20 protein-coding genes and 3 pseudogenes are annotated in these 15,422 nt (G+C 65.3%); 11 read left to right on the top strand and 12 right to left on the bottom strand.

Translation table 11 applies throughout. The annotated features are described in order from the left end of the window. The first annotated feature begins 35 nt into the window (after nucleotides 1-35). The 4 genes from WDJ58_RS21020 (at nucleotide 36) to WDJ58_RS21005 (ending at nucleotide 2,890) form a co-directional block, all read left to right on the top strand. Nucleotides 36-629: a DUF7342 family protein gene (locus WDJ58_RS21020; RefSeq protein WP_338915270.1), complete on the top strand. Its 594-nt coding sequence runs from the start codon at nucleotides 36-38 to the stop codon at nucleotides 627-629. A 3-nt stretch (nucleotides 630-632) separates the two neighbouring features. Next, on the top strand, nucleotides 633-1,115 hold the full coding sequence (locus tag WDJ58_RS21015; RefSeq protein WP_338915269.1) for a hypothetical protein: 483 nt from the start codon (nucleotides 633-635) through the stop codon (nucleotides 1,113-1,115). A 724-nt stretch (nucleotides 1,116-1,839) separates the two neighbouring features. Next, on the top strand, nucleotides 1,840-2,394 hold the full coding sequence (locus WDJ58_RS21010; RefSeq protein ID WP_338915268.1) for a hypothetical protein: 555 nt from the start codon (nucleotides 1,840-1,842) through the stop codon (nucleotides 2,392-2,394). Further along, complete coding sequence (locus WDJ58_RS21005) at nucleotides 2,387-2,890, top strand: metal-dependent hydrolase (RefSeq protein ID WP_338915267.1); 504 nt, start codon at nucleotides 2,387-2,389, stop codon at nucleotides 2,888-2,890. The genes WDJ58_RS21010 and WDJ58_RS21005 overlap by 8 nt, the downstream gene beginning before the upstream one ends. Before the next feature lie 100 nt (nucleotides 2,891-2,990). On the opposite strand, the pseudogene WDJ58_RS21000 reads toward WDJ58_RS21005, so the two are convergent. The 4 genes and pseudogenes from WDJ58_RS21000 to WDJ58_RS20990 form a co-directional block, all read right to left on the bottom strand. After that, nucleotides 2,991-3,257, bottom strand: a pseudogene (locus WDJ58_RS21000) (helix-turn-helix domain-containing protein); the annotation flags it as partial. Next, nucleotides 3,256-3,702: pseudogene (locus tag WDJ58_RS26410) on the bottom strand (twitching motility protein PilT); the annotation flags it as partial. The pseudogenes WDJ58_RS21000 and WDJ58_RS26410, both read right to left, overlap by 2 nt. Continuing rightward, complete coding sequence (locus WDJ58_RS20995) at nucleotides 3,699-4,067, bottom strand: UPF0175 family protein (RefSeq protein ID WP_338915265.1); 369 nt, start codon at nucleotides 4,065-4,067, stop codon at nucleotides 3,699-3,701. The gene WDJ58_RS20995 and the pseudogene WDJ58_RS26410, both read right to left, overlap by 4 nt. Nucleotides 4,068-4,276: 209 nt before the next feature. Next, nucleotides 4,277-4,429 carry a hypothetical protein gene (locus WDJ58_RS20990; protein WP_338915264.1) on the bottom strand — a complete coding sequence of 51 codons (153 nt, stop codon included), beginning with the start codon at nucleotides 4,427-4,429 and terminating at the stop codon, nucleotides 4,277-4,279. A gap of 189 nt (nucleotides 4,430-4,618) precedes the next feature. On the opposite strand from WDJ58_RS20990, the pseudogene WDJ58_RS26405 reads away from it, so the two are divergent. Together WDJ58_RS26405 and hisB are read left to right on the top strand one after the other, a co-directional pair. Beyond that, nucleotides 4,619-4,876 (top strand): annotated as a pseudogene (locus WDJ58_RS26405) (ATP-binding protein); the annotation flags it as partial. Between the two features lie 307 nt (nucleotides 4,877-5,183). Further along, nucleotides 5,184-5,777, top strand: coding sequence for an imidazoleglycerol-phosphate dehydratase HisB (gene hisB / locus WDJ58_RS20980; protein WP_338915262.1), 594 nt, complete (start codon nucleotides 5,184-5,186; stop codon nucleotides 5,775-5,777). Nucleotides 5,778-6,020: 243 nt separating this feature from the next. Here hisB and WDJ58_RS20975 read toward each other — a convergent pair whose 3' ends face one another. The 4 genes from WDJ58_RS20975 to WDJ58_RS26400 all read right to left on the bottom strand — a co-directional run bounded on the left by WDJ58_RS20975 (nucleotide 6,021) and on the right by WDJ58_RS26400 (nucleotide 7,678). Continuing rightward, nucleotides 6,021-6,179, bottom strand: coding sequence for a hypothetical protein (locus WDJ58_RS20975; protein ID WP_338915261.1), 159 nt, complete (start codon nucleotides 6,177-6,179; stop codon nucleotides 6,021-6,023). Beyond that, complete coding sequence (locus WDJ58_RS20970; protein ID WP_338915260.1) at nucleotides 6,166-6,789, bottom strand: class I SAM-dependent methyltransferase; 624 nt, start codon at nucleotides 6,787-6,789, stop codon at nucleotides 6,166-6,168. The genes WDJ58_RS20975 and WDJ58_RS20970 overlap by 14 nt, the downstream gene beginning before the upstream one ends. 290 nt (nucleotides 6,790-7,079) lie before the next feature. Next, on the bottom strand, nucleotides 7,080-7,391 hold the full coding sequence (locus WDJ58_RS20965) for a DUF7562 family protein (RefSeq protein WP_338915259.1): 312 nt from the start codon (nucleotides 7,389-7,391) through the stop codon (nucleotides 7,080-7,082). After that, complete coding sequence (locus WDJ58_RS26400) at nucleotides 7,388-7,678, bottom strand: hypothetical protein (protein WP_380661394.1); 291 nt, start codon at nucleotides 7,676-7,678, stop codon at nucleotides 7,388-7,390. Before WDJ58_RS26400 ends, WDJ58_RS20965 begins: the two co-directional genes overlap by 4 nt. A 116-nt stretch (nucleotides 7,679-7,794) precedes the next feature. Here WDJ58_RS26400 and WDJ58_RS20955 point away from each other — a divergent pair, with 116 nt between their 5' ends. The 3 genes from WDJ58_RS20955 (at nucleotide 7,795) to WDJ58_RS20945 (ending at nucleotide 10,329) form a co-directional block, all read left to right on the top strand. Then, complete coding sequence (locus WDJ58_RS20955) at nucleotides 7,795-8,451, top strand: helix-turn-helix domain-containing protein (protein ID WP_338915258.1); 657 nt, start codon at nucleotides 7,795-7,797, stop codon at nucleotides 8,449-8,451. A 407-nt stretch (nucleotides 8,452-8,858) separates the two neighbouring features. Beyond that, on the top strand, nucleotides 8,859-9,752 hold the full coding sequence (locus WDJ58_RS20950) for an alpha/beta fold hydrolase (protein WP_380661662.1): 894 nt from the start codon (nucleotides 8,859-8,861) through the stop codon (nucleotides 9,750-9,752). A 151-nt stretch (nucleotides 9,753-9,903) separates the two neighbouring features. After that, nucleotides 9,904-10,329, top strand: a complete 426-nt coding sequence (locus WDJ58_RS20945) for a TRAM domain-containing protein (RefSeq protein ID WP_338915256.1) — start codon at nucleotides 9,904-9,906, stop codon at nucleotides 10,327-10,329. Nucleotides 10,330-10,477: 148 nt separating this feature from the next. On the opposite strand, the gene WDJ58_RS20940 is transcribed toward WDJ58_RS20945, so the two are convergent. Further along, nucleotides 10,478-11,206, bottom strand: a complete 729-nt coding sequence (locus tag WDJ58_RS20940) for a hypothetical protein (RefSeq protein ID WP_338915255.1) — start codon at nucleotides 11,204-11,206, stop codon at nucleotides 10,478-10,480. Nucleotides 11,207-11,325: 119 nt separating this feature from the next. On the opposite strand from WDJ58_RS20940, the gene WDJ58_RS20935 reads away from it, so the two are divergent. Beyond that, on the top strand, nucleotides 11,326-11,841 hold the full coding sequence (locus tag WDJ58_RS20935; protein ID WP_338915254.1) for an amino acid-binding protein: 516 nt from the start codon (nucleotides 11,326-11,328) through the stop codon (nucleotides 11,839-11,841). On the opposite strand, the gene WDJ58_RS20930 is transcribed toward WDJ58_RS20935, so the two are convergent. Then, the gene (locus tag WDJ58_RS20930) at nucleotides 11,754-13,100 is read right to left on the bottom strand and encodes an RNA-guided endonuclease InsQ/TnpB family protein (protein WP_338915253.1); all 1,347 of its coding nucleotides are present in this window, start codon (nucleotides 13,098-13,100) and stop codon (nucleotides 11,754-11,756) included. The two genes, WDJ58_RS20935 and WDJ58_RS20930, sit on opposite strands and share 88 nt — an antisense overlap. Nucleotides 13,101-13,232: 132 nt before the next feature. Here WDJ58_RS20930 and WDJ58_RS20925 point away from each other — a divergent pair, with 132 nt between their 5' ends. After that, on the top strand, nucleotides 13,233-13,868 hold the full coding sequence (locus tag WDJ58_RS20925; RefSeq protein WP_338917886.1) for an IMPACT family protein: 636 nt from the start codon (nucleotides 13,233-13,235) through the stop codon (nucleotides 13,866-13,868). Between the two features lie 16 nt (nucleotides 13,869-13,884). On the opposite strand, the gene WDJ58_RS20920 is transcribed toward WDJ58_RS20925, so the two are convergent. Then, on the bottom strand, nucleotides 13,885-14,466 hold the full coding sequence (locus tag WDJ58_RS20920) for a TetR/AcrR family transcriptional regulator (RefSeq protein ID WP_338915252.1): 582 nt from the start codon (nucleotides 14,464-14,466) through the stop codon (nucleotides 13,885-13,887). A 126-nt stretch (nucleotides 14,467-14,592) separates the two neighbouring features. Next, a complete protein-coding gene (locus WDJ58_RS20915) occupies nucleotides 14,593-15,111 on the bottom strand; it encodes a magnesium transporter (RefSeq protein ID WP_338917885.1) in 519 nt (172 codons plus the stop codon). Nucleotides 15,112-15,422: the final 311 nt, after the last annotated feature.

Here is a 15,422-nt window from a genome sequence, read left to right as displayed (position 1 = left end):
AAAGATCTATACTACCTCAGAACCTGGTTTGATGTATGACGGACTCCATCCCTCCCGGGAAATTCGACGATGTCAACGAGGCAGTCGGCGAAGAATGGGAGGCCGAGACGACGCCGTATGAACGTGTCCGTGAAGTCATTAGCCGTGAGTATTCCCCACGCTCGGCCGAGAGGGTTGCAGCGGATGCACGGACGTCACCGAAGACCGCTCGGAAACATCTCAACGCACTCGCAGAGGAGGGGTTCGTCGCCACGTCGACGGGGGATCGTGGCGGGACGCACTATCGTCGGTCGCCGGAGTCGCTCGTCATGGAACAGGCGACGGACATTCTCTCTCACGTCTCCGTCGACGAACTCGTGACCCGTATCGCCGCCATGCGTGAGACGATCAGTGAGTTCCAGACGGAGTACGGCGTCGAATCTCCCGAGGAGCTGATAGTCGAGCAAGCGAACCAAACACTCTCCGGAGCCTCGGAGAACGAACGCGGGATCGACCCGGACACACTCCAAGAGTGGCAGACAACGCGTCGAAACCTCGCGTTCGCCAACGCTGCGCTCTCGATCGCCAACGCAGAACGGTTCGTCGACGGAGACTCGTCACGTCTCGAAGAGAACACCTCTACACCGTAGTAGATGAACGGAACTCGTGGCCCAGGCGAGCGCCACTCGCTTAGAGGTGCTATCGATCGGCCTGCACTCCTCACCATCCGTGACGTCTTCAACGACGAGGAACCCCTTGCAGCGGCGACGTTAGACGATCTCCTTACCCCCACCGTACTCGAAGTACGGTTCGACGACGGCCTCTGCGGTGCCGACTCCTGTCGCCTTGACATCCAGTGGACGGTCCAAGACGACTACAAATTTCACTACACGGATACGCTGAACGTCAATCTTCGCTGGGGAAAACATCCGCACGGTGGCGACTACATTCACGTCACCGGATTAGAGCACTACCACCCCCTACCAGATGCATCGGCCGATCCAAACGACGTCGAGGAGTCCTGTATACAACAGTCACCCGAGGTACTGGTGGCTCGTGCAGTGCTCAAACTGTGGCGGACTGCCTATCATTCGGACTCGCTCAAGCCGCTCAACCTGGGACGGAACCCGCCTTGAGAGCTGGGTTAGCGATTTCCCCGGGTAGTTTCGTCAGGGGCGAGCCGGTTCGCCGCGTGCTCTTCATACATCGACTGGTTGACCTTCGCTAGGCGAGAACATCGGTGATGAGCGCGAGCTGCGTCTACTGGTTGACATCCTCCCCGCCCTGCAGAGCGAGGATTCCTTCGTGGGACAGCAGTCCGTTCCTCCGTCCCCGAAGGCACCCTGACCGAGACCACGGTGGTCTCGGCTGTGGTTTGTGAGTAGTGCGTCGGGCCTCGAAAGAGGCGTGGTGTGCTTGGGTATCCGCTTGCACCTCACAGGCCGTGCCATCGACCCGACTCACCCACGCTGGTTGAGTAGAACATCCGACGCGGGGTTGCGTTTTGGTGACGGAGACCCCAAACCAACTCCATTTTTCGTCTGATGTGCTTACGTTACGATATGCTGTCAAGTGCTATAAAACTCGTGGGTAGCGTTCCTGTTGTCGGATTCATCCCCGCGCTACAGCACGGAGCTTTCTCCTCGATTCTCCGTAACAAAGCGGACGAACTCTCCGAGTTCCATTCGCTCAGCAGTTCCGATATCGGTGTTAGAGGATGCGGATTCGCCTCGTACTGGTTCAGCGCGACCGCACGAATCGCCAACTCCGTATCTCCAACGTCTCCGCCATCCCTCCTAAATGCGACCGATAAGTTCGGAGAGCGAAGAGACTTAGCCACGTCCGTCGGATCTCGGACCCATGATCGAGTCGCTGCCGAGTCGGCTCGTCACGATCTGTCTTCTCGTCGGCGCGCTCGCCGGCCTCGCGATCTGGTTCGGCACGATCCCACCCGGCGCACAGGACGGCCAGCCGCTGACGGCGGACCGGATCGCCGCGAGCGAGGACGTCCCGGTCGGCCAGCACGTCCAGGTGACCGGCTCGGTCTTCCAGACCGACCCGGTCGTCCTCACCACCGAGTACGCTTACTGGACGGGCACGCACTACCGAACGGGCAGCCGTGAGTTCATCGTCACCGGATCCGTGACGCCGGTCAGATCGAGCCAGTCACTCCAGGTCTACGGCACGCTCCGCTCGGCGAACACGATCGAGGCGACGAACAGCGTCGCCGTTTCGCGAGCCAACATCTCCTACATGTACGGGGTGTCCGCCCTCGCCGGGGCGTGGACGCTCGCTCGTCTCGCCCTGGGCTGGACGATCGACCGGCGGACGCTGGCGATAACGCGACGCCCGGAGCCGACCACACCGCTCGCGTTGCTCTATGCGCGATTCCGGGAGGACTCGACAAATGCCTGACCTCCTCTCACACGCGTTCATCGCGTTCACGCTCTGTACGCTCCTCGGACTGCGGTACCCCTGGCTGACCCACCAGTACGTCACCGTCGGCATGGCCGGGGCGTTCATCCCCGACATCACGAAGATCTATCTCCTCGTCGACAGCGCCACCGTCGGCAACCTGCTGGGCGTGCCGTTCGACTGGTCGGCGGTCCACACGCTCGGTGGGTCGACCGTCGCCGTCCTGATCGGGGTTACGCTCGTGCCGAGCGACGAGCGTCGACGCGTCGCCGGCCTCCTCGCGCTCGGGGCCGCCTCACACCTCGTCGCCGATGCACTCCTGCTCAAGGCCAGCGGGCACTCGTATCCAGTTCTGTGGCCACTCACGGGGTACTACCCGCCGACGCCAGGAGTGTATCACAGCACCGATCCCTGGATGAGTGTGGTCACAGGTGGGCTCGCACTCGGGTCCTGGCTCCTCGTTCGTCGGGTCGGCGTGGACGCGGTATCGTCTTGATCGGCACCCGGCGAAAACGGATGTTCGACTTGAAAGGGAGTTGCTCGTCACCGATGGCTCGCCTCTCGCCGAAAGCCACCAGCTCTCTCGAGTGTACCTTTCATCCCTTGACAGAACTGTCGTACATCGCTTCGAATGCCTGTTCTCCGCGGATCAACGCATCGACGCCTTCGGTGAGCGTCACCGTCCCAAAGACGGTTGTCCGGTAGTACGTGTAGAGCCCGTCCTGCCCTCGCTCCGTCCGCTGACGCTTCTCGACGAGGCCGACGTCGACGAGTTTGTTGAGGTGATAGTGTAGCGTGCTGTCGTCGGCGCCGATCGCCGCTTCCAGTTCCTTCGGACTCATGTCCCCGCTGTGGACGAGCCGACAGCCTCTCGTCAGCAGTCGATTCGTCGATCCTTCCAGCATCGATAGCAGCCAGGAGTACACCGACCGAACCGACGACGGTCACGCCCTGTTCTTTCGCAAATGACCGGGCATCCCCGTCGTCAGTCAGCAGACGGCCGCCATGTGCGTCCGCCAAGGCGAAGGCTTGAGCCTCGCCGGGATCGAGATGACCACTGACGACCGCCTCTCTGTTTGCGACTGTGTCTGGAACCGTCACGACTGGAATCTCGTCGTCGAGTGTATCGAGTGCAGACTGGAGATACGGATGATCATCAACCCCGTTCTCGAGTCCCTCGCGAACGACTGGAACCGTACAGATTCCGGAGAGGCTTGCGACCACCCAGAGCTGATCTACATAGGCGAAGTTCGAGAGGACAGTCGTGTTCAGAACGCTCGGATTCGCTGGAACGCCGTCACCTGTCATTCCGTAGGCGACTCTCCGCCATCCGAGTTTGCATCATCAAATTCGAGCTCGCTCGCCACCTCTGCTTCGTAGGCTGCGTCGTCTTCGTCAACGAGGCCGAGGCGGAGTTCAACGCCGTGCTCACGGAGGATGTCACGCATCGTCCAGCGGTCGACAGCAGCGAGTCTCGCCGCATCACCGAGCGTAATCTGTTCACGTTCGTAGAGCGCAACTGCGGCCGCAATACGCTCGTTCTCGTGGTGTTCGAAGTATTCACGCACGAACTCTCGCAACGCATCGCTCTTACCCCCAAACACACCAGCCTCAACAGTACCCTCGATGAGGAGATCGAGATCGTCCGGATAGGAGCCAGTGATGCGGGCCATCGCTCTGGTATAGACTACGTCTTCATACTATTTATGAACTGTACCGGACTACCATATGCGTTGAGAACTCCGGTCTCAACCTCTGTAAACATCGTAGGAGACGAGGAGTGCCTTGAGCGGATCCGCTCCAGTGGGAGCTGTTGGTCGACTATCGACGACGGAGGTGGCGAGATTCAGGAGGACCTTGGTGACGACGGGTTCCGCCCTCCTCAGACGCGCGAACGTTCGTCATCTGCCTCGGATCGGTCGCTCGGGACCCACTCCGGAACCTCGCCATCGTAGAACCCCTCCTCACTGGGGAGTTCGTCTTCGAGTTGTGGTTCTGGTGGTGTCCAGTCGATCGACCGGTGGAGCAGTTTCATCCGAATCGCTTCCTCACGACCGAGAAGAACCCCGACGGTCCCGTCATCGATCCGGTCGTTGGGGTAGGCATCGCCGAGGTGACGACGGAACTCCTCGTCGTTCGCGAGCTCCTCGAGTTCGTCCTCGAGGACGTTGATGAGCAGGCGCGTCCGGGAGATGTCGAGGACCTCGGCGACGCTGCTCGCGCGCTCGACGTCGTCGGCCTCGGCAGTGACGGAACCCTCGTCGCCGGCGAGTGTAACTACACGACGCGACGGATGACCCAGGGGGATCTGGCCGACCTCGAACGGACGGCGCGAGCGGTCCAGTGGACGCCGGACGGAGGCGAAGAACTGACGTACCACTACTGCTGCTTCTGTCGATCCGGGTTCTCCGATGGCCTCCGTACTGCTGCCGACGAACGGGCCGACCTCTCGCTGTTCACACCCGGCGATATCGTCGGTTGACGGTAGACGGAACCGGGATCGACACGGGGTCGACCGACTATCGGCTCCGTAGCAGAACGTAACAGACCGCGGCGAGACCGCACACCGCGAGCGGTGTGGTCGCAGACAGCCCCGGGACGCTTCTGGTCCCGAGGGTCACTCCCGTTCGGAGCAGGCTTCGAGCACTCATCGTTCGGGTCCGTTCGAACCCGGGGTACAAGAGCCTCAGTCAGCGGTCCGTCCGACGCTCGGCTAACGGGCGGGGACGTACGGCTCTCTCCGATCGGTAGCCCGAAACGCGCTTGTGTGGGGCCCCGAAAGACGGAGCATGGCAGACGAGCGGACCGCGGCGGTCAGCCGGGAGACCAGCGAGACGGAGGTGGCGGTGACGCTCGACCTCGACGGGTCGGGCGAGTCGACCGTCGAGACCGGCATCGGCTTCTTCGATCACATGCTGGCGTCGTTCGCCAAGCACGGCCTGTTCGACCTCACCGTCCAGTGTGACGGCGACCTGGAGATCGACGACCACCACACGGTCGAGGACGTCGCCATCACGCTGGGCGAGGCGTTCGACGAGGCGCTCGGCGAGCGGCGGGGTATCGTCCGCTACGCCGACCGGAAGGTGCCCCTCGACGAGGCCGTCGCGGGCGTGGTCGTCGACGTCTCCGGGCGGCCACTCTACGAGTTCGACGGCGCGTTCTCGCAGGCGCGGGTCGGCGAGTTCACGAGTCACATGGCGACGCACTTCTGCCGGTCGCTGGCGACCAACGCCGGGCTCACGCTCCACGCCGAGGTCACCGGCGAGAACGCCCACCACGAGATCGAGGCGCTGTTCAAGGCGACCGCGCGGGCGCTCGACGACGCCACCCGGATCGACGAGCGCCGCGGCGGCGAGACGCCGAGTACGAAGGGCGAGCTCTGAGCTGACGGGGAGTTACACGTTCATCGTCCCTCGGTTTGCTATCGAGGATGGATCGTGTCGGGGCCGTCGGATTCATCCCACGACTGAAGTCGTAGGCTTTCCCCTCGAATCCCCGTAACGACGGTCGCGTCGTGAATCAGGCGATCAGCCACCGTCCGACGTGCATCGGTCGGACCGGGAAAGCGGGTCGGGTGACGGGAACGTGATGTTATGGCCGGGGTCGCGTCACGCCGTCCGTGGCGATCACGTGTTCACCCGGTAGACCATCCGCAGCACGTCCAGTACGGTCGCGGCCCCGACCAGGACGCCGAGATCCGACGGCGGGTTCGTCACGGACTCGAGGATGCCGACCGCGAGGGCGGCGAGGCCGACGCGGAGGACGGGTCGATCACCGCTGGTCACCCCGGCCTGGAGTAATTTCGAAGGTGGTGACCATGGCGAGGAGCCCGGTGTCGGTGTCCCGCACATCGAGGCCCGCCTCCGCGACGACCTCGGTCGGCTCCTGGGTCCAGCGACAGCCGGTCCGCTCGTAGTGGGCGTCGGCGCGCCACTCCTGGAACCGCGCGAGCGGTCCCACGTCGCTCCGACCGTGTTCGACGAGGCGGATCGTCCCGCCGGGCCTGCAGACGCGTTCCATCTCCCGGAGTGCGGCGACCGGGTCCGGGAACGTGCACGTCGAGAGCGCCGAGATCACCGCGTCGAAGCTGTCGTCGGGGAACTCGAGGTCCCCCGCGTCCATCTCCTCTAGCGTACCGTCCCTGCCGAGCTCGTCGAGGGTAGCTTGGGCGTTCGCCAGCATCTCCGGGCTGACGTCGATCCCGACGAGCTCGACCGTCCCGGGCAGGTACCGGAAGTTCGTCCCGGTCCCACAGGCGACGTCCAGCACTCTCCCGTCGACGTCCCCGAACCGGGCGTGACGATAGCGACCGACGACGACGCGGTCGAGCCACTCGAATCGATGCATCCAGTCGGCGCACTCGGCGTACGATTCCCTGATATCCGAGACCGACATCGATCGGTTCGACGCCGGGGCGCCGTCGTCTCGATGGTGGTCGTGGGGGGAGTTCATTCGTTCTGGTCCCTCGGTCGTGGTCGTGGTCGTGGTCGTAGATCGGTACTGCTTCCGTGGTGTTTCGGACGTGTGTGCCGAAGAACCCCACGATCCGCGTGGTGGACTCGACGGGGACGTCCGTCCACGTAGGGGGGTACCCCTCGTCTCGAAGAGCGGGTGTTCGTCACGTGCGAACCGACTGGCCAGGGGGAACCAGTAGATCGTGCCGACCGGGTTGTCGGCGCTCCGTGCTACGATTCCGTCCGGTTCGGTTCGACGTCGTCGGCCACCAGTTCGCAGTACCGCGCCAGGAACGTCCCGCGATCGGCTCGGCCGGCGTCGGCCGCCACGAGCGTCTCCTCGAGTCCGTCGCGGTTCTGGTGACAGCACTCCCGGTAGCAGGGCTTGCAGAGGTACTCGAACGTCTTGCCCTCGCGGTCCCAGCGGTCGCCGTGTTTGTCGTACTCGCGGGCGTCCTCGCGGTCGAGCGTCTCGCCACAGGCGATGCAGGTCACCTGCCGATCGGACCCGCTCGCCCACAGTCCCGAGGCGGTCGTCGTCATCGATCCACCTCCCACATGCTGGTTTCGAGGCTCCCGAGCGTCGCGACCGGATCGGCGATGACCTCCCCCGCCGCCATCGCGGGGAGCGCCCGGCGGTTCGAGGACGACGGCTCGCGGATCCTGAACCGTATCGGGGTCTCGGTGCCGTCGGCCCGGATCACGGCCGCGGGAGCGTTTCCGTGCGAAGCGTTTCCGTGTGATTCACGGCCGACGACGGCGTCGTCGGGGAGGGCCGTGACCGCCCCGGCCACGGGCTGGTCGGCGGTCGAGCGTTGTCGATGTTGCATCGTCCACGGGAGATCAGTTCCCGGGGGAGCCCGGTAGGTGCTCTGCCTCACCCGTGATGGGGTTTCAAGTGGCGCTCGGCTGTAACTGTTTAACCACGCGCGGTTCACCCCGTCGTATGCGATATCTCACCGTACTGGTCAGACCGGATGAAGGCGGTGCGTTCCATCCGCTCGGAGAGGAGCTGACGGACGAGCCGTCCATCGATCGGAGGGCGATCCATCGTATCGAACTCCTCGACGACGATACCGTGCTCCTGTTCGCCGAGGCGAGCGGCAGCAAGGAACGCTACGAGCGGATCATGGAGGAGTCGCCACACGTGATCAGTTACCTGACCGCCGGGGAGGACCGCTGGCTGGCCGTGAGTCAGTTCGAACCGACGGAGGGGGTTCGCCGGGCCCTGGAACTACAGCGGGAGTCGCGTCTGGTGATCGACACGCCGATCCGCTTCACGTCCGACGATCACCTCGAGATAACGTATCTGGGGACCGACGAGACGTTCGGGACCCTCTCCGAGTACGCCGAGGAGATGGAGGGGTTCTCGTTCGAGGTCCTCGGGATGGGTGATTACGAGGCCGAGGGCTCGTCGTTCAGCAGGGTGATCACGGCCCGCCAGGAGGAGGTGCTCGAGGCGGCGGTCGATCTGGGATACTACAGCGAGCCTCGCCGGGCATCGCTCGAGGACGTCGGCGAGGCCGTCGGGATCTCCCCCGGAACGGTCGGTGAACACCTCCGGAAAGTCGAGGAGCGCGTGTTCGGCGAGATCGTTCGTTGAACCGGCCTCGGACTCCCTGGAGTGCGGACACCGTACGCTCTCGACGCTGGATTTCGGACGGGAGCGTCCTCGAAGCCCGCCGCCGCCGTGACTTCCCGAGGAACGCGCAGGGAGGCCTGACGGTAGTGTCCCGGGCTCGCGTGACCAGTTCGGCTCGCGTCGCCTCGGAACACCCTGCCGCTGGAGTCGAACCCACCCGGAGCCGCTGGAGACGAACCCACCCGGAGCCGCTGGAGACGAACCCACCCGGAGCCGCTGGAGACGAACCGGGCCGCGCGTTCAAAAAAGACCCCATGGGTGTGGCAGTCGTCGTATCCGGCTACGCGGCGTCTTCTCACCTACAGAAGATGCAGTACCACGCATGGAGCACGGGCACCGAACCCGGTCACCGCTTCGAACCCACGGTGATGTCGAGCACGCAAACGCCTCCCGAGACCGACGCGTCGCTACTGGCCGACCAGGGCGTGGAGTCCACCTATCGCGACGTCGACGGCATCGAGTTGCACGTCGTGACCGCCGGCGACCCCGACGGTCCGCTGGTCGTCCTGCTGCACGGGCATCCCGATTTCTGGTACGGCTGGCGCGACCAGATCGGCCCGCTCGTCGAGGCCGGCTTCCGCGTGGTCGTCCCGGATCAGCGGGGCTCTAACCTGAGCGACGCTCCCGACGGGATCGACGCCTATCGGCTATCGAGACTCGTCGCTGACGTACGCGAACTGATCCACAGCGAGGGTCGGGAGTCGGCGCACGTCGTCGGACACGACTTCGGCGGGTTCGTCGCCTGGAACGTCGCGCTCCGCCGACCGTCCCTCGTCGATCGCCTCGGGATACTCAACGTCCCGCATCCGACCGTCTATCGGAACACCTTGCGATCCAGTCCCCGACAGATCGCCCGGAGCTGGTACGTCTGGTTCTACCAGCTACCGAAGCTACCCGAGTGGCTGCTGCGTCGAAACGGGATGGCCAACATGGTCGCCTCCCTCGAGGTGACCTCGAACCCCGGCACGTTCGACGAGGCGACGATCGACCGCTACCGGGCGGCCTGGCGACACACCGGCGTCGGACCGAGGCTACACTGGTACCGCGGATTCCTCCGGTCGGAGCGCCCACCACGCGACACCGTCACCCGGCCGACGCTGATCTGCTGGGGAGAGGACGATATCGCCCTCCTCCCCTCGATGGCCGAGGAGAGCGTCGACCACTGTGAGGACGGTCGGCTACGGACGTTCCCCGACGCATCACACTGGGTACACCACGAGCGCGAGGAGGTCACCGAAGCGCTACTCCGCCATCTCTCGTGAACGAGCGAGGAGAACCGCACCGCAGCGAGAGGATTTCGGGGGCACCACCCGGTCCGAAACGCGCGGACCGTTCCGGTCGTTCTACGGTGTCGCTATTCCGTGCGCTTCCCCCCGGAACTAAGTCCCGTACCTTCGAGTATTTCGGTATACGATGGTCGAAATCCCCGATTCGCTGCGTTCCGTGTTCAGTGCCAGCGTCGACGAACAGGCCGGGACGTACGTCCTCGAGGTGCCCGCGAGCGAACTCGAACACGAGGCTATCACGCCCGGCGAGACGTACAGGGTCGCGGTCCTCGACACGACCGCGACCACCGGGCAGTCCACACGGACCGCCGAACGATCCGACGAGACGGAGCGTGACCGCCAGCGCGGACCGCCAGCGCCGCCGGTCGAGGAGGGCGAGATCCGCGAGGTGACGATCGAGACGGTCGGCGATCAGGGCGACGGGATCGCCAAGGTCGATAGAGGGTACGTCGTCATCGTCCCCGAGACCCAGCCCGGGGAGCAGCCGATAATCGAGATCGACGACGTCCGACAGAACGTCGCGTTCGCGAGCGTCGTCGAACCCGAACAGTGAGCCCCCGGAGCGAGGTCGAACCGTCAGTATCCACGCGGTACGAACTCGCCAGCGGTGGGCCACCGGGCGCCGAGATCGATCGCTCGCCCGAACCCGGTCGGTTCGTCGGTGGAGTCGGTGCGCGAGGGGTCCCCATCTCGCCAGGGGACTACTGGAAGAGTTCCCCGTTCGCCTCGCGCAGCCGGTTGTGCTTGACCGCGTGGTCGATGGCCGCCGAGACCACCTCGCGGTCTACCCCGTAGGCCTCGGTGGCGAGCGTCTCGGCCTCCTCACGCTCCATCGGGAACTCCCGATTCTCCAGGAACCGCATCACGTTCCGGTAGCCGCGCGGCGGTCCGCGGCGCGCGGACTGTGGTCGGCCGTTCGCCCCCTCGACGCTCCCGCCCCCGGTTCGGTCGCCGGGCGAGGCCCCGGCTCTACCGTCTTCGAGGGCCTCCCCGAGGTCCGCACCGTCCGCCACCTCCGGGCCCGCGTCGCTGGCGCTCTCGCTCCTCTCACTCCCGTCGTCCTCACGCCCACTGCTCCCACTACTCTCGCTGCTCTCGCTACTCTCGCCGCGCTCACCGCCATCACCGCCCGCCGGTGAGACGCTTCCGGCGTCCGCGCCCGAACCCGTTCCGGCCTCTGTTCCGGCGTGGGGCTCGCGCTCCGGTTCGGCGACGATCGTCGTCGGGTTCGCCGCCTCCTCCCCCGAACTGGCGTCCCCGGTGCGGCCCTCGCCGAGGAGCGGTCCGAGGACGTCCCCGAGCGTGTCACGACAGCTCTCACAGAGCACCATCCGGCGTCCCTCGCCGGTCGGGTCCCGCTCGGGCGGGACCACCTCGAACGTGCCGGCCGCCGCCTCGCCGCAGAAGTCGCAGCTGTTGACCTCTCGCATACGGTGCGTATCCTCGCCCCCGGTGAAAACGCCTCCGGCCTGGTCCGGGGGCGAGTCGGACGGTACCCACAGCGGGGGCAAACCACTAAGCCCGTCTCCGTCCCACTGGTGGTGAGTCGATGGCCAGCGAGACCTTCGAGGAGATACTCCGGAAGTTCGAGGACAGCCCCAGCCAACAGGCCGTGGTGCGACTGCTGCTCGAACGGGGCTTCTCCGTCAACGAGGACGGCCGCGTGGTCTCGGGCGGCATCGAGATACCCAACACGGGGATCGCCCGCGAGATCGGCGTCGACCGGCGGGTGGTCGACGCGACGACCGACGCCGTCCTCGAGGACGAGGAGCTCGAACGCATCTTCCGTAACATCTCGCAGATACCCAGCCTGATGGACCTCGCGCCGGTGCTCGATCTGACCGTCCTCACCGTGGACGTCTACGACACCGAGCAGCCGGGCATCGTCGCACAGGTCACCTCGCTGATCGCCGACCACGGCATCTCGATGCGACAGACCGTCAGCGAGGACCCCGAGTTCGCCGCCGACCCGAAGCTCTACATCGTCATCGACGAGGACCTCCCGGGCGAGCTCATCAACGAGATACGGGCGCTCCCGTTCGTCCGCTCGATCGAGATCCAGTAAGTTACCCACGAGTAAAGTCGTGGGCTTTCGCGTGGACTCCCGTTCTGGCCACCGCTGGCGGGCGAATGCTCACCGCTCACGTTCAGCGTCCCGCGATTCAAGCGCACACCTACGGGTGCGCCTCCGTCGCCTGCGTTTTGCCGGCGACGGAGGTACCGGAAACCGATGTTCTTCGAGGCGTTGTAGTCCGCGTGGTTCTCGTAGCCGCACTGCTGACAGCAAAAGGACTCCTGCGTCTGACGGTTCTCGCGGGCAGTAAACCCGCACGTCGAACACCGGCGTGACGTGTTCTTCGGGTCGACCTGTACCACTTCGACACCACGCTCGGGCGCTTTGTATTCGACGTACTCGTAGAGCCGCCGGAACGCCCAGACGTGGTGCCACGTCGCCTCGGGGATGGTCTCGCGGATGTGGGTCAGGTCCTCGAACACGAGATGCGAACAGCCGTTCTCGACCGCCTCCTCGATGAGTTCGTTCGCTATCGTGTGGAGGTCGATAGTAAACCGACCCTCCTCTCGCCGGCCTACTGATTCGATGTTCTCGTGGGCGTACCGCGACCCGCACTGCTGGAGCGACCCACGGCGCGTCTCATACTCCCTGCGCCAGTGGTTGAACTCGTCCGCCGACCAGAACCGCCCGGTTGACGCGACGGCGATGTTGTTGACACCGAGATCGACACCGAGGACTGTTCTGTGCTCGATGGTTGGGTCGGTGTCTTCGCCGTCGGATTCCACCTTCCGCATCGACGCGTGGAGATACCACGCGCCGTCGCGGTGCTGGAGGTGGCCCATGCGGAACTCGTAGTCCTCGTCTTCGAGGTACGTCCGTGGGTGCCGGTCCGGGTCGCCGGGGAGAATGTAGTCGCACTCGACGCGCCCTTCGACCGTAGAGAGGGAAACGTGGTCGCGGTAGAACGTGGCACTCCGCTTGTCGTACACCACGCTGTCGGCGGAGAAGTGTGGTTTCGAGGTCTTCTCGCCACGCTCTAACCGCTCCACACCACTCTTGACGGCTTCGACCGCCCGGCGAATCCCCTTTTGCACGAGGTTCGCGGTCAGGTCGGTTTCGTCTCGGAGTGGGTCGTACAACGCTCGCTCAGCTTTTGCTTTCGAGGTAACGTGGTACCCGCCGTCGCCGTGCCAGCACCAGTCGCTTGCGCGGTTGGCGCAGTGTTTGAACTGCTCGACGGTCTCTCGGAGTGCTGATTCCGCGTCCAAAGGTATGTCGAGTTTGATGACGGCGGTGCGACGGTACTCCACGACGATTCACAACAAACGGCAAGTTACTTAAACATCCGCGAGTTGGAAGGCCATCGGCCATCAACGACAAAGTGCCATGTCGCATTCCCCCCATGACTAAAGCCGTGGGCTTCCTGCTTGAACTACTGTGAAATGACCGGCGAGGGCGACTCCGATCCGGACCCGACATCCGATACTGAGCCCTTCCTCACCCTCGCCGGTCGCGGTCGAGCCGAGTTCACCGTGAAGGGTTCGGAGTTCGTCGGCCACGCCGCCCCCGTCGACTCCGTCGAGGAGGCGGAGGCGTTCGTCGACGAGGTCGGGGAGTCCTACCCGGACGCGACGCACAACGTCCCCGCCTACCGCGTCCGCGCCGACCCGTTCCGCGAGTACGCGAGCGACGACGGCGAGCCCTCCGGGAGCGCGGGCAAGCCGATCCTCAACGTGCTCTCGGGGGAGGCCCTCGAGAACGTCGCCGTGGTCGTCACGCGCTACTACGGCGGGACGAACCTCGGCGTCGGCGGGCTGGTCCGCGCCTACGGTCGGGCGGCGAAGGAGGCGATCGACGACGCCGGGACCCGCGAGGCGGTCCCACACGAGACGGTTCGCGTGGTGGTGGACTACGACGACTCCGGGACCGTCCGGGGGATCGTCGAGTCCGTCGCCACCGACTTCGAGGCGGCCTACGAGGCCCGCGTGACGTTCGAGGCCCGCGTCCCGGTCGCGGAGGTCGAGGCGTTCCGCGACCGGCTCCGGAGCGCCACCAGCGGGCGGGTCGAACTGGGGTAGATCCGTCCCCGTCGGCTCAGGCCCGGAACCGTTCGACGAGCGCTTCGACCGGGGCGAGCGGGTTCCGGTCGTCCGTCCCGGCCGTCACGGTCCGGAGCGTTACCCCCATCACCGTGTCGAGGAGCAGTTCGGCGTCGGCCTCCGGGTCGACGTCGAACACGCCCTCCTCGACCCCGTCGGCGAGTATCGTCTCGACGGCAGCGATCATGCGCTCGTCGGTCGCCGCGAACCGCTCGGCGTACCGCTCGTCGTACGGTGCCTGCATCCGGAGTTCGAAGATGGCGGTCCGGAACTCCCGTGCCTCCTCGTCCTCCGCGATGTCCGGCGGGAGCAGCAGTTCGACCACGGTCCACAGGCGGTCCTCCGGGCCGGCTCCCTCGTCGGCGTCGACCTCCGCCTCGAACGCGTCGAGGATGAACTCGAGGAAGTCCCCGAGCAGGTCGTCCTTGGTCTCGTAGTGGTAGTAGAGCAGCGACTTCGACTTCTCGAACTCGTCGGCGATGGTCTGGATGGTCAGGTCGGCGTACCCGTGCTTCGAGAGGGCCGCGAACGTGGCCTCCATGATGGCGGCCCGCGTCCCGGCCGCTCCGTCTGTCATGCCTCCTTCTCGGGGTTCCGGGATATAACTTCTTTCCGTCGAGACGCGTCCCGTCACACGGTGACGTGCCGACATCCCGGGGTGTCGGCGGCTCGACGCGAACCCCACCGACGCGTTCGCGCTCGATCAGAGGAGTACGCGGACGACCCCGAACAGGACGACCACGCCGAGCACGTCGCAGGTGTTCGTGACCACCGGGATGACCACCTCGTCGGGGTCGAGGCCGAGCCGGTAGGCCGCGTACGTGGCCCCGAGGGTCACGACGACGGCGATGAGCGCCAGCGCGAGCCCCGAGAGGGTCGCCACCGCGAGCACCGCCCCGAGCCCGAGTTCGGTCGCGCCGAACAGCCGCTGGAGGACCCACGCGCTCGTCCCGACGGCGGGGAAGATGGTGAGCGCGAGCCCCACCGTCGCCAGCGTGTTGCCCGCGAGCCGCTCGTCGTCCGGCGAGAACGACAGCAGGCCGAGGTGGAAGGCCGTCGAGAGCCGGGCGGCCAGGATGCTCCCGAGGTTCCCACCCATCCCGATGGTCACCGGGACGAGAACCAGCAGGGAGGGGAACTCGAACAGCGTCTCCCGGAGCGTATCGAGGACGAGCCCGCTCCCGAGTTCGACCAGCGTGAGCACCGCCAGCAAGGGGAGCATCGACCGGCTGATCCGCCGGACCGTCCACCCCTCCGGCCCGGCGCTCACAGGAACCTCAAGGTGGAAGCCCACGACGTTAGTCGTGGGAGGAACCCGACACGGGACTCGACAGACGGCGTTCGATGCGTCGGACTGGTTTCGATAATATTTAGTGACATTATTCCGGATGGTTCGGTAGTGCCGATGGGCCAAACGTGTTCATCGGCACGGGCCAGTGTAATGTGGCCCCGGACAGACCGTCCCGGCGATGTGCCGAACGCCGGGGTCGATGCCGTCGTCACTCCGACGCGGTTCAAACCGGTCGTGAAACG

This window comes from Salinirubellus litoreus, assembly GCF_037335815.1.
Classification (GTDB): Archaea; Halobacteriota; Halobacteria; order Halobacteriales; family Haloarculaceae; genus Salinirubellus; species Salinirubellus litoreus.
This window is presented reverse-complemented; position numbering and strand designations above follow the sequence as displayed.

Coding starts and splice junctions, on each gene's coding strand:
- hisB (WP_338915262.1), top strand. CDS start 5,184: ATGGCAGACGAGCGGACCGCGGCGGTCAGCCGGGAGACCAGCGAGACG.
- WDJ58_RS21010 (WP_338915268.1), top strand. CDS start 1,840: ATGATCGAGTCGCTGCCGAGTCGGCTCGTCACGATCTGTCTTCTCGTC.
- WDJ58_RS20990 (WP_338915264.1), bottom strand. CDS start 4,429: ATGAAACTGCTCCACCGGTCGATCGACTGGACACCACCAGAACCACAA.
- WDJ58_RS20970 (WP_338915260.1), bottom strand. CDS start 6,789: ATGTCGGTCTCGGATATCAGGGAATCGTACGCCGAGTGCGCCGACTGG.
- WDJ58_RS20955 (WP_338915258.1), top strand. CDS start 7,795: ATGCGATATCTCACCGTACTGGTCAGACCGGATGAAGGCGGTGCGTTC.
- WDJ58_RS20915 (WP_338917885.1), bottom strand. CDS start 15,111: ATGCTCCCCTTGCTGGCGGTGCTCACGCTGGTCGAACTCGGGAGCGGG.
- WDJ58_RS20940 (WP_338915255.1), bottom strand. CDS start 11,206: ATGCGAGAGGTCAACAGCTGCGACTTCTGCGGCGAGGCGGCGGCCGGC.
- WDJ58_RS20995 (WP_338915265.1), bottom strand. CDS start 4,067: ATGGCCCGCATCACTGGCTCCTATCCGGACGATCTCGATCTCCTCATC.
- WDJ58_RS21020 (WP_338915270.1), top strand. CDS start 36: ATGACGGACTCCATCCCTCCCGGGAAATTCGACGATGTCAACGAGGCA.
- WDJ58_RS20920 (WP_338915252.1), bottom strand. CDS start 14,466: ATGACAGACGGAGCGGCCGGGACGCGGGCCGCCATCATGGAGGCCACG.
- WDJ58_RS20945 (WP_338915256.1), top strand. CDS start 9,904: ATGGTCGAAATCCCCGATTCGCTGCGTTCCGTGTTCAGTGCCAGCGTC.
- WDJ58_RS20935 (WP_338915254.1), top strand. CDS start 11,326: ATGGCCAGCGAGACCTTCGAGGAGATACTCCGGAAGTTCGAGGACAGC.
- WDJ58_RS21015 (WP_338915269.1), top strand. CDS start 633: ATGAACGGAACTCGTGGCCCAGGCGAGCGCCACTCGCTTAGAGGTGCT.
- WDJ58_RS20965 (WP_338915259.1), bottom strand. CDS start 7,391: ATGACGACGACCGCCTCGGGACTGTGGGCGAGCGGGTCCGATCGGCAG.
- WDJ58_RS20950 (WP_380661662.1), top strand. CDS start 8,859: ATGTCGAGCACGCAAACGCCTCCCGAGACCGACGCGTCGCTACTGGCC.
- WDJ58_RS21005 (WP_338915267.1), top strand. CDS start 2,387: ATGCCTGACCTCCTCTCACACGCGTTCATCGCGTTCACGCTCTGTACG.
- WDJ58_RS26400 (WP_380661394.1), bottom strand. CDS start 7,678: ATGCAACATCGACAACGCTCGACCGCCGACCAGCCCGTGGCCGGGGCG.
- WDJ58_RS20925 (WP_338917886.1), top strand. CDS start 13,233: ATGACCGGCGAGGGCGACTCCGATCCGGACCCGACATCCGATACTGAG.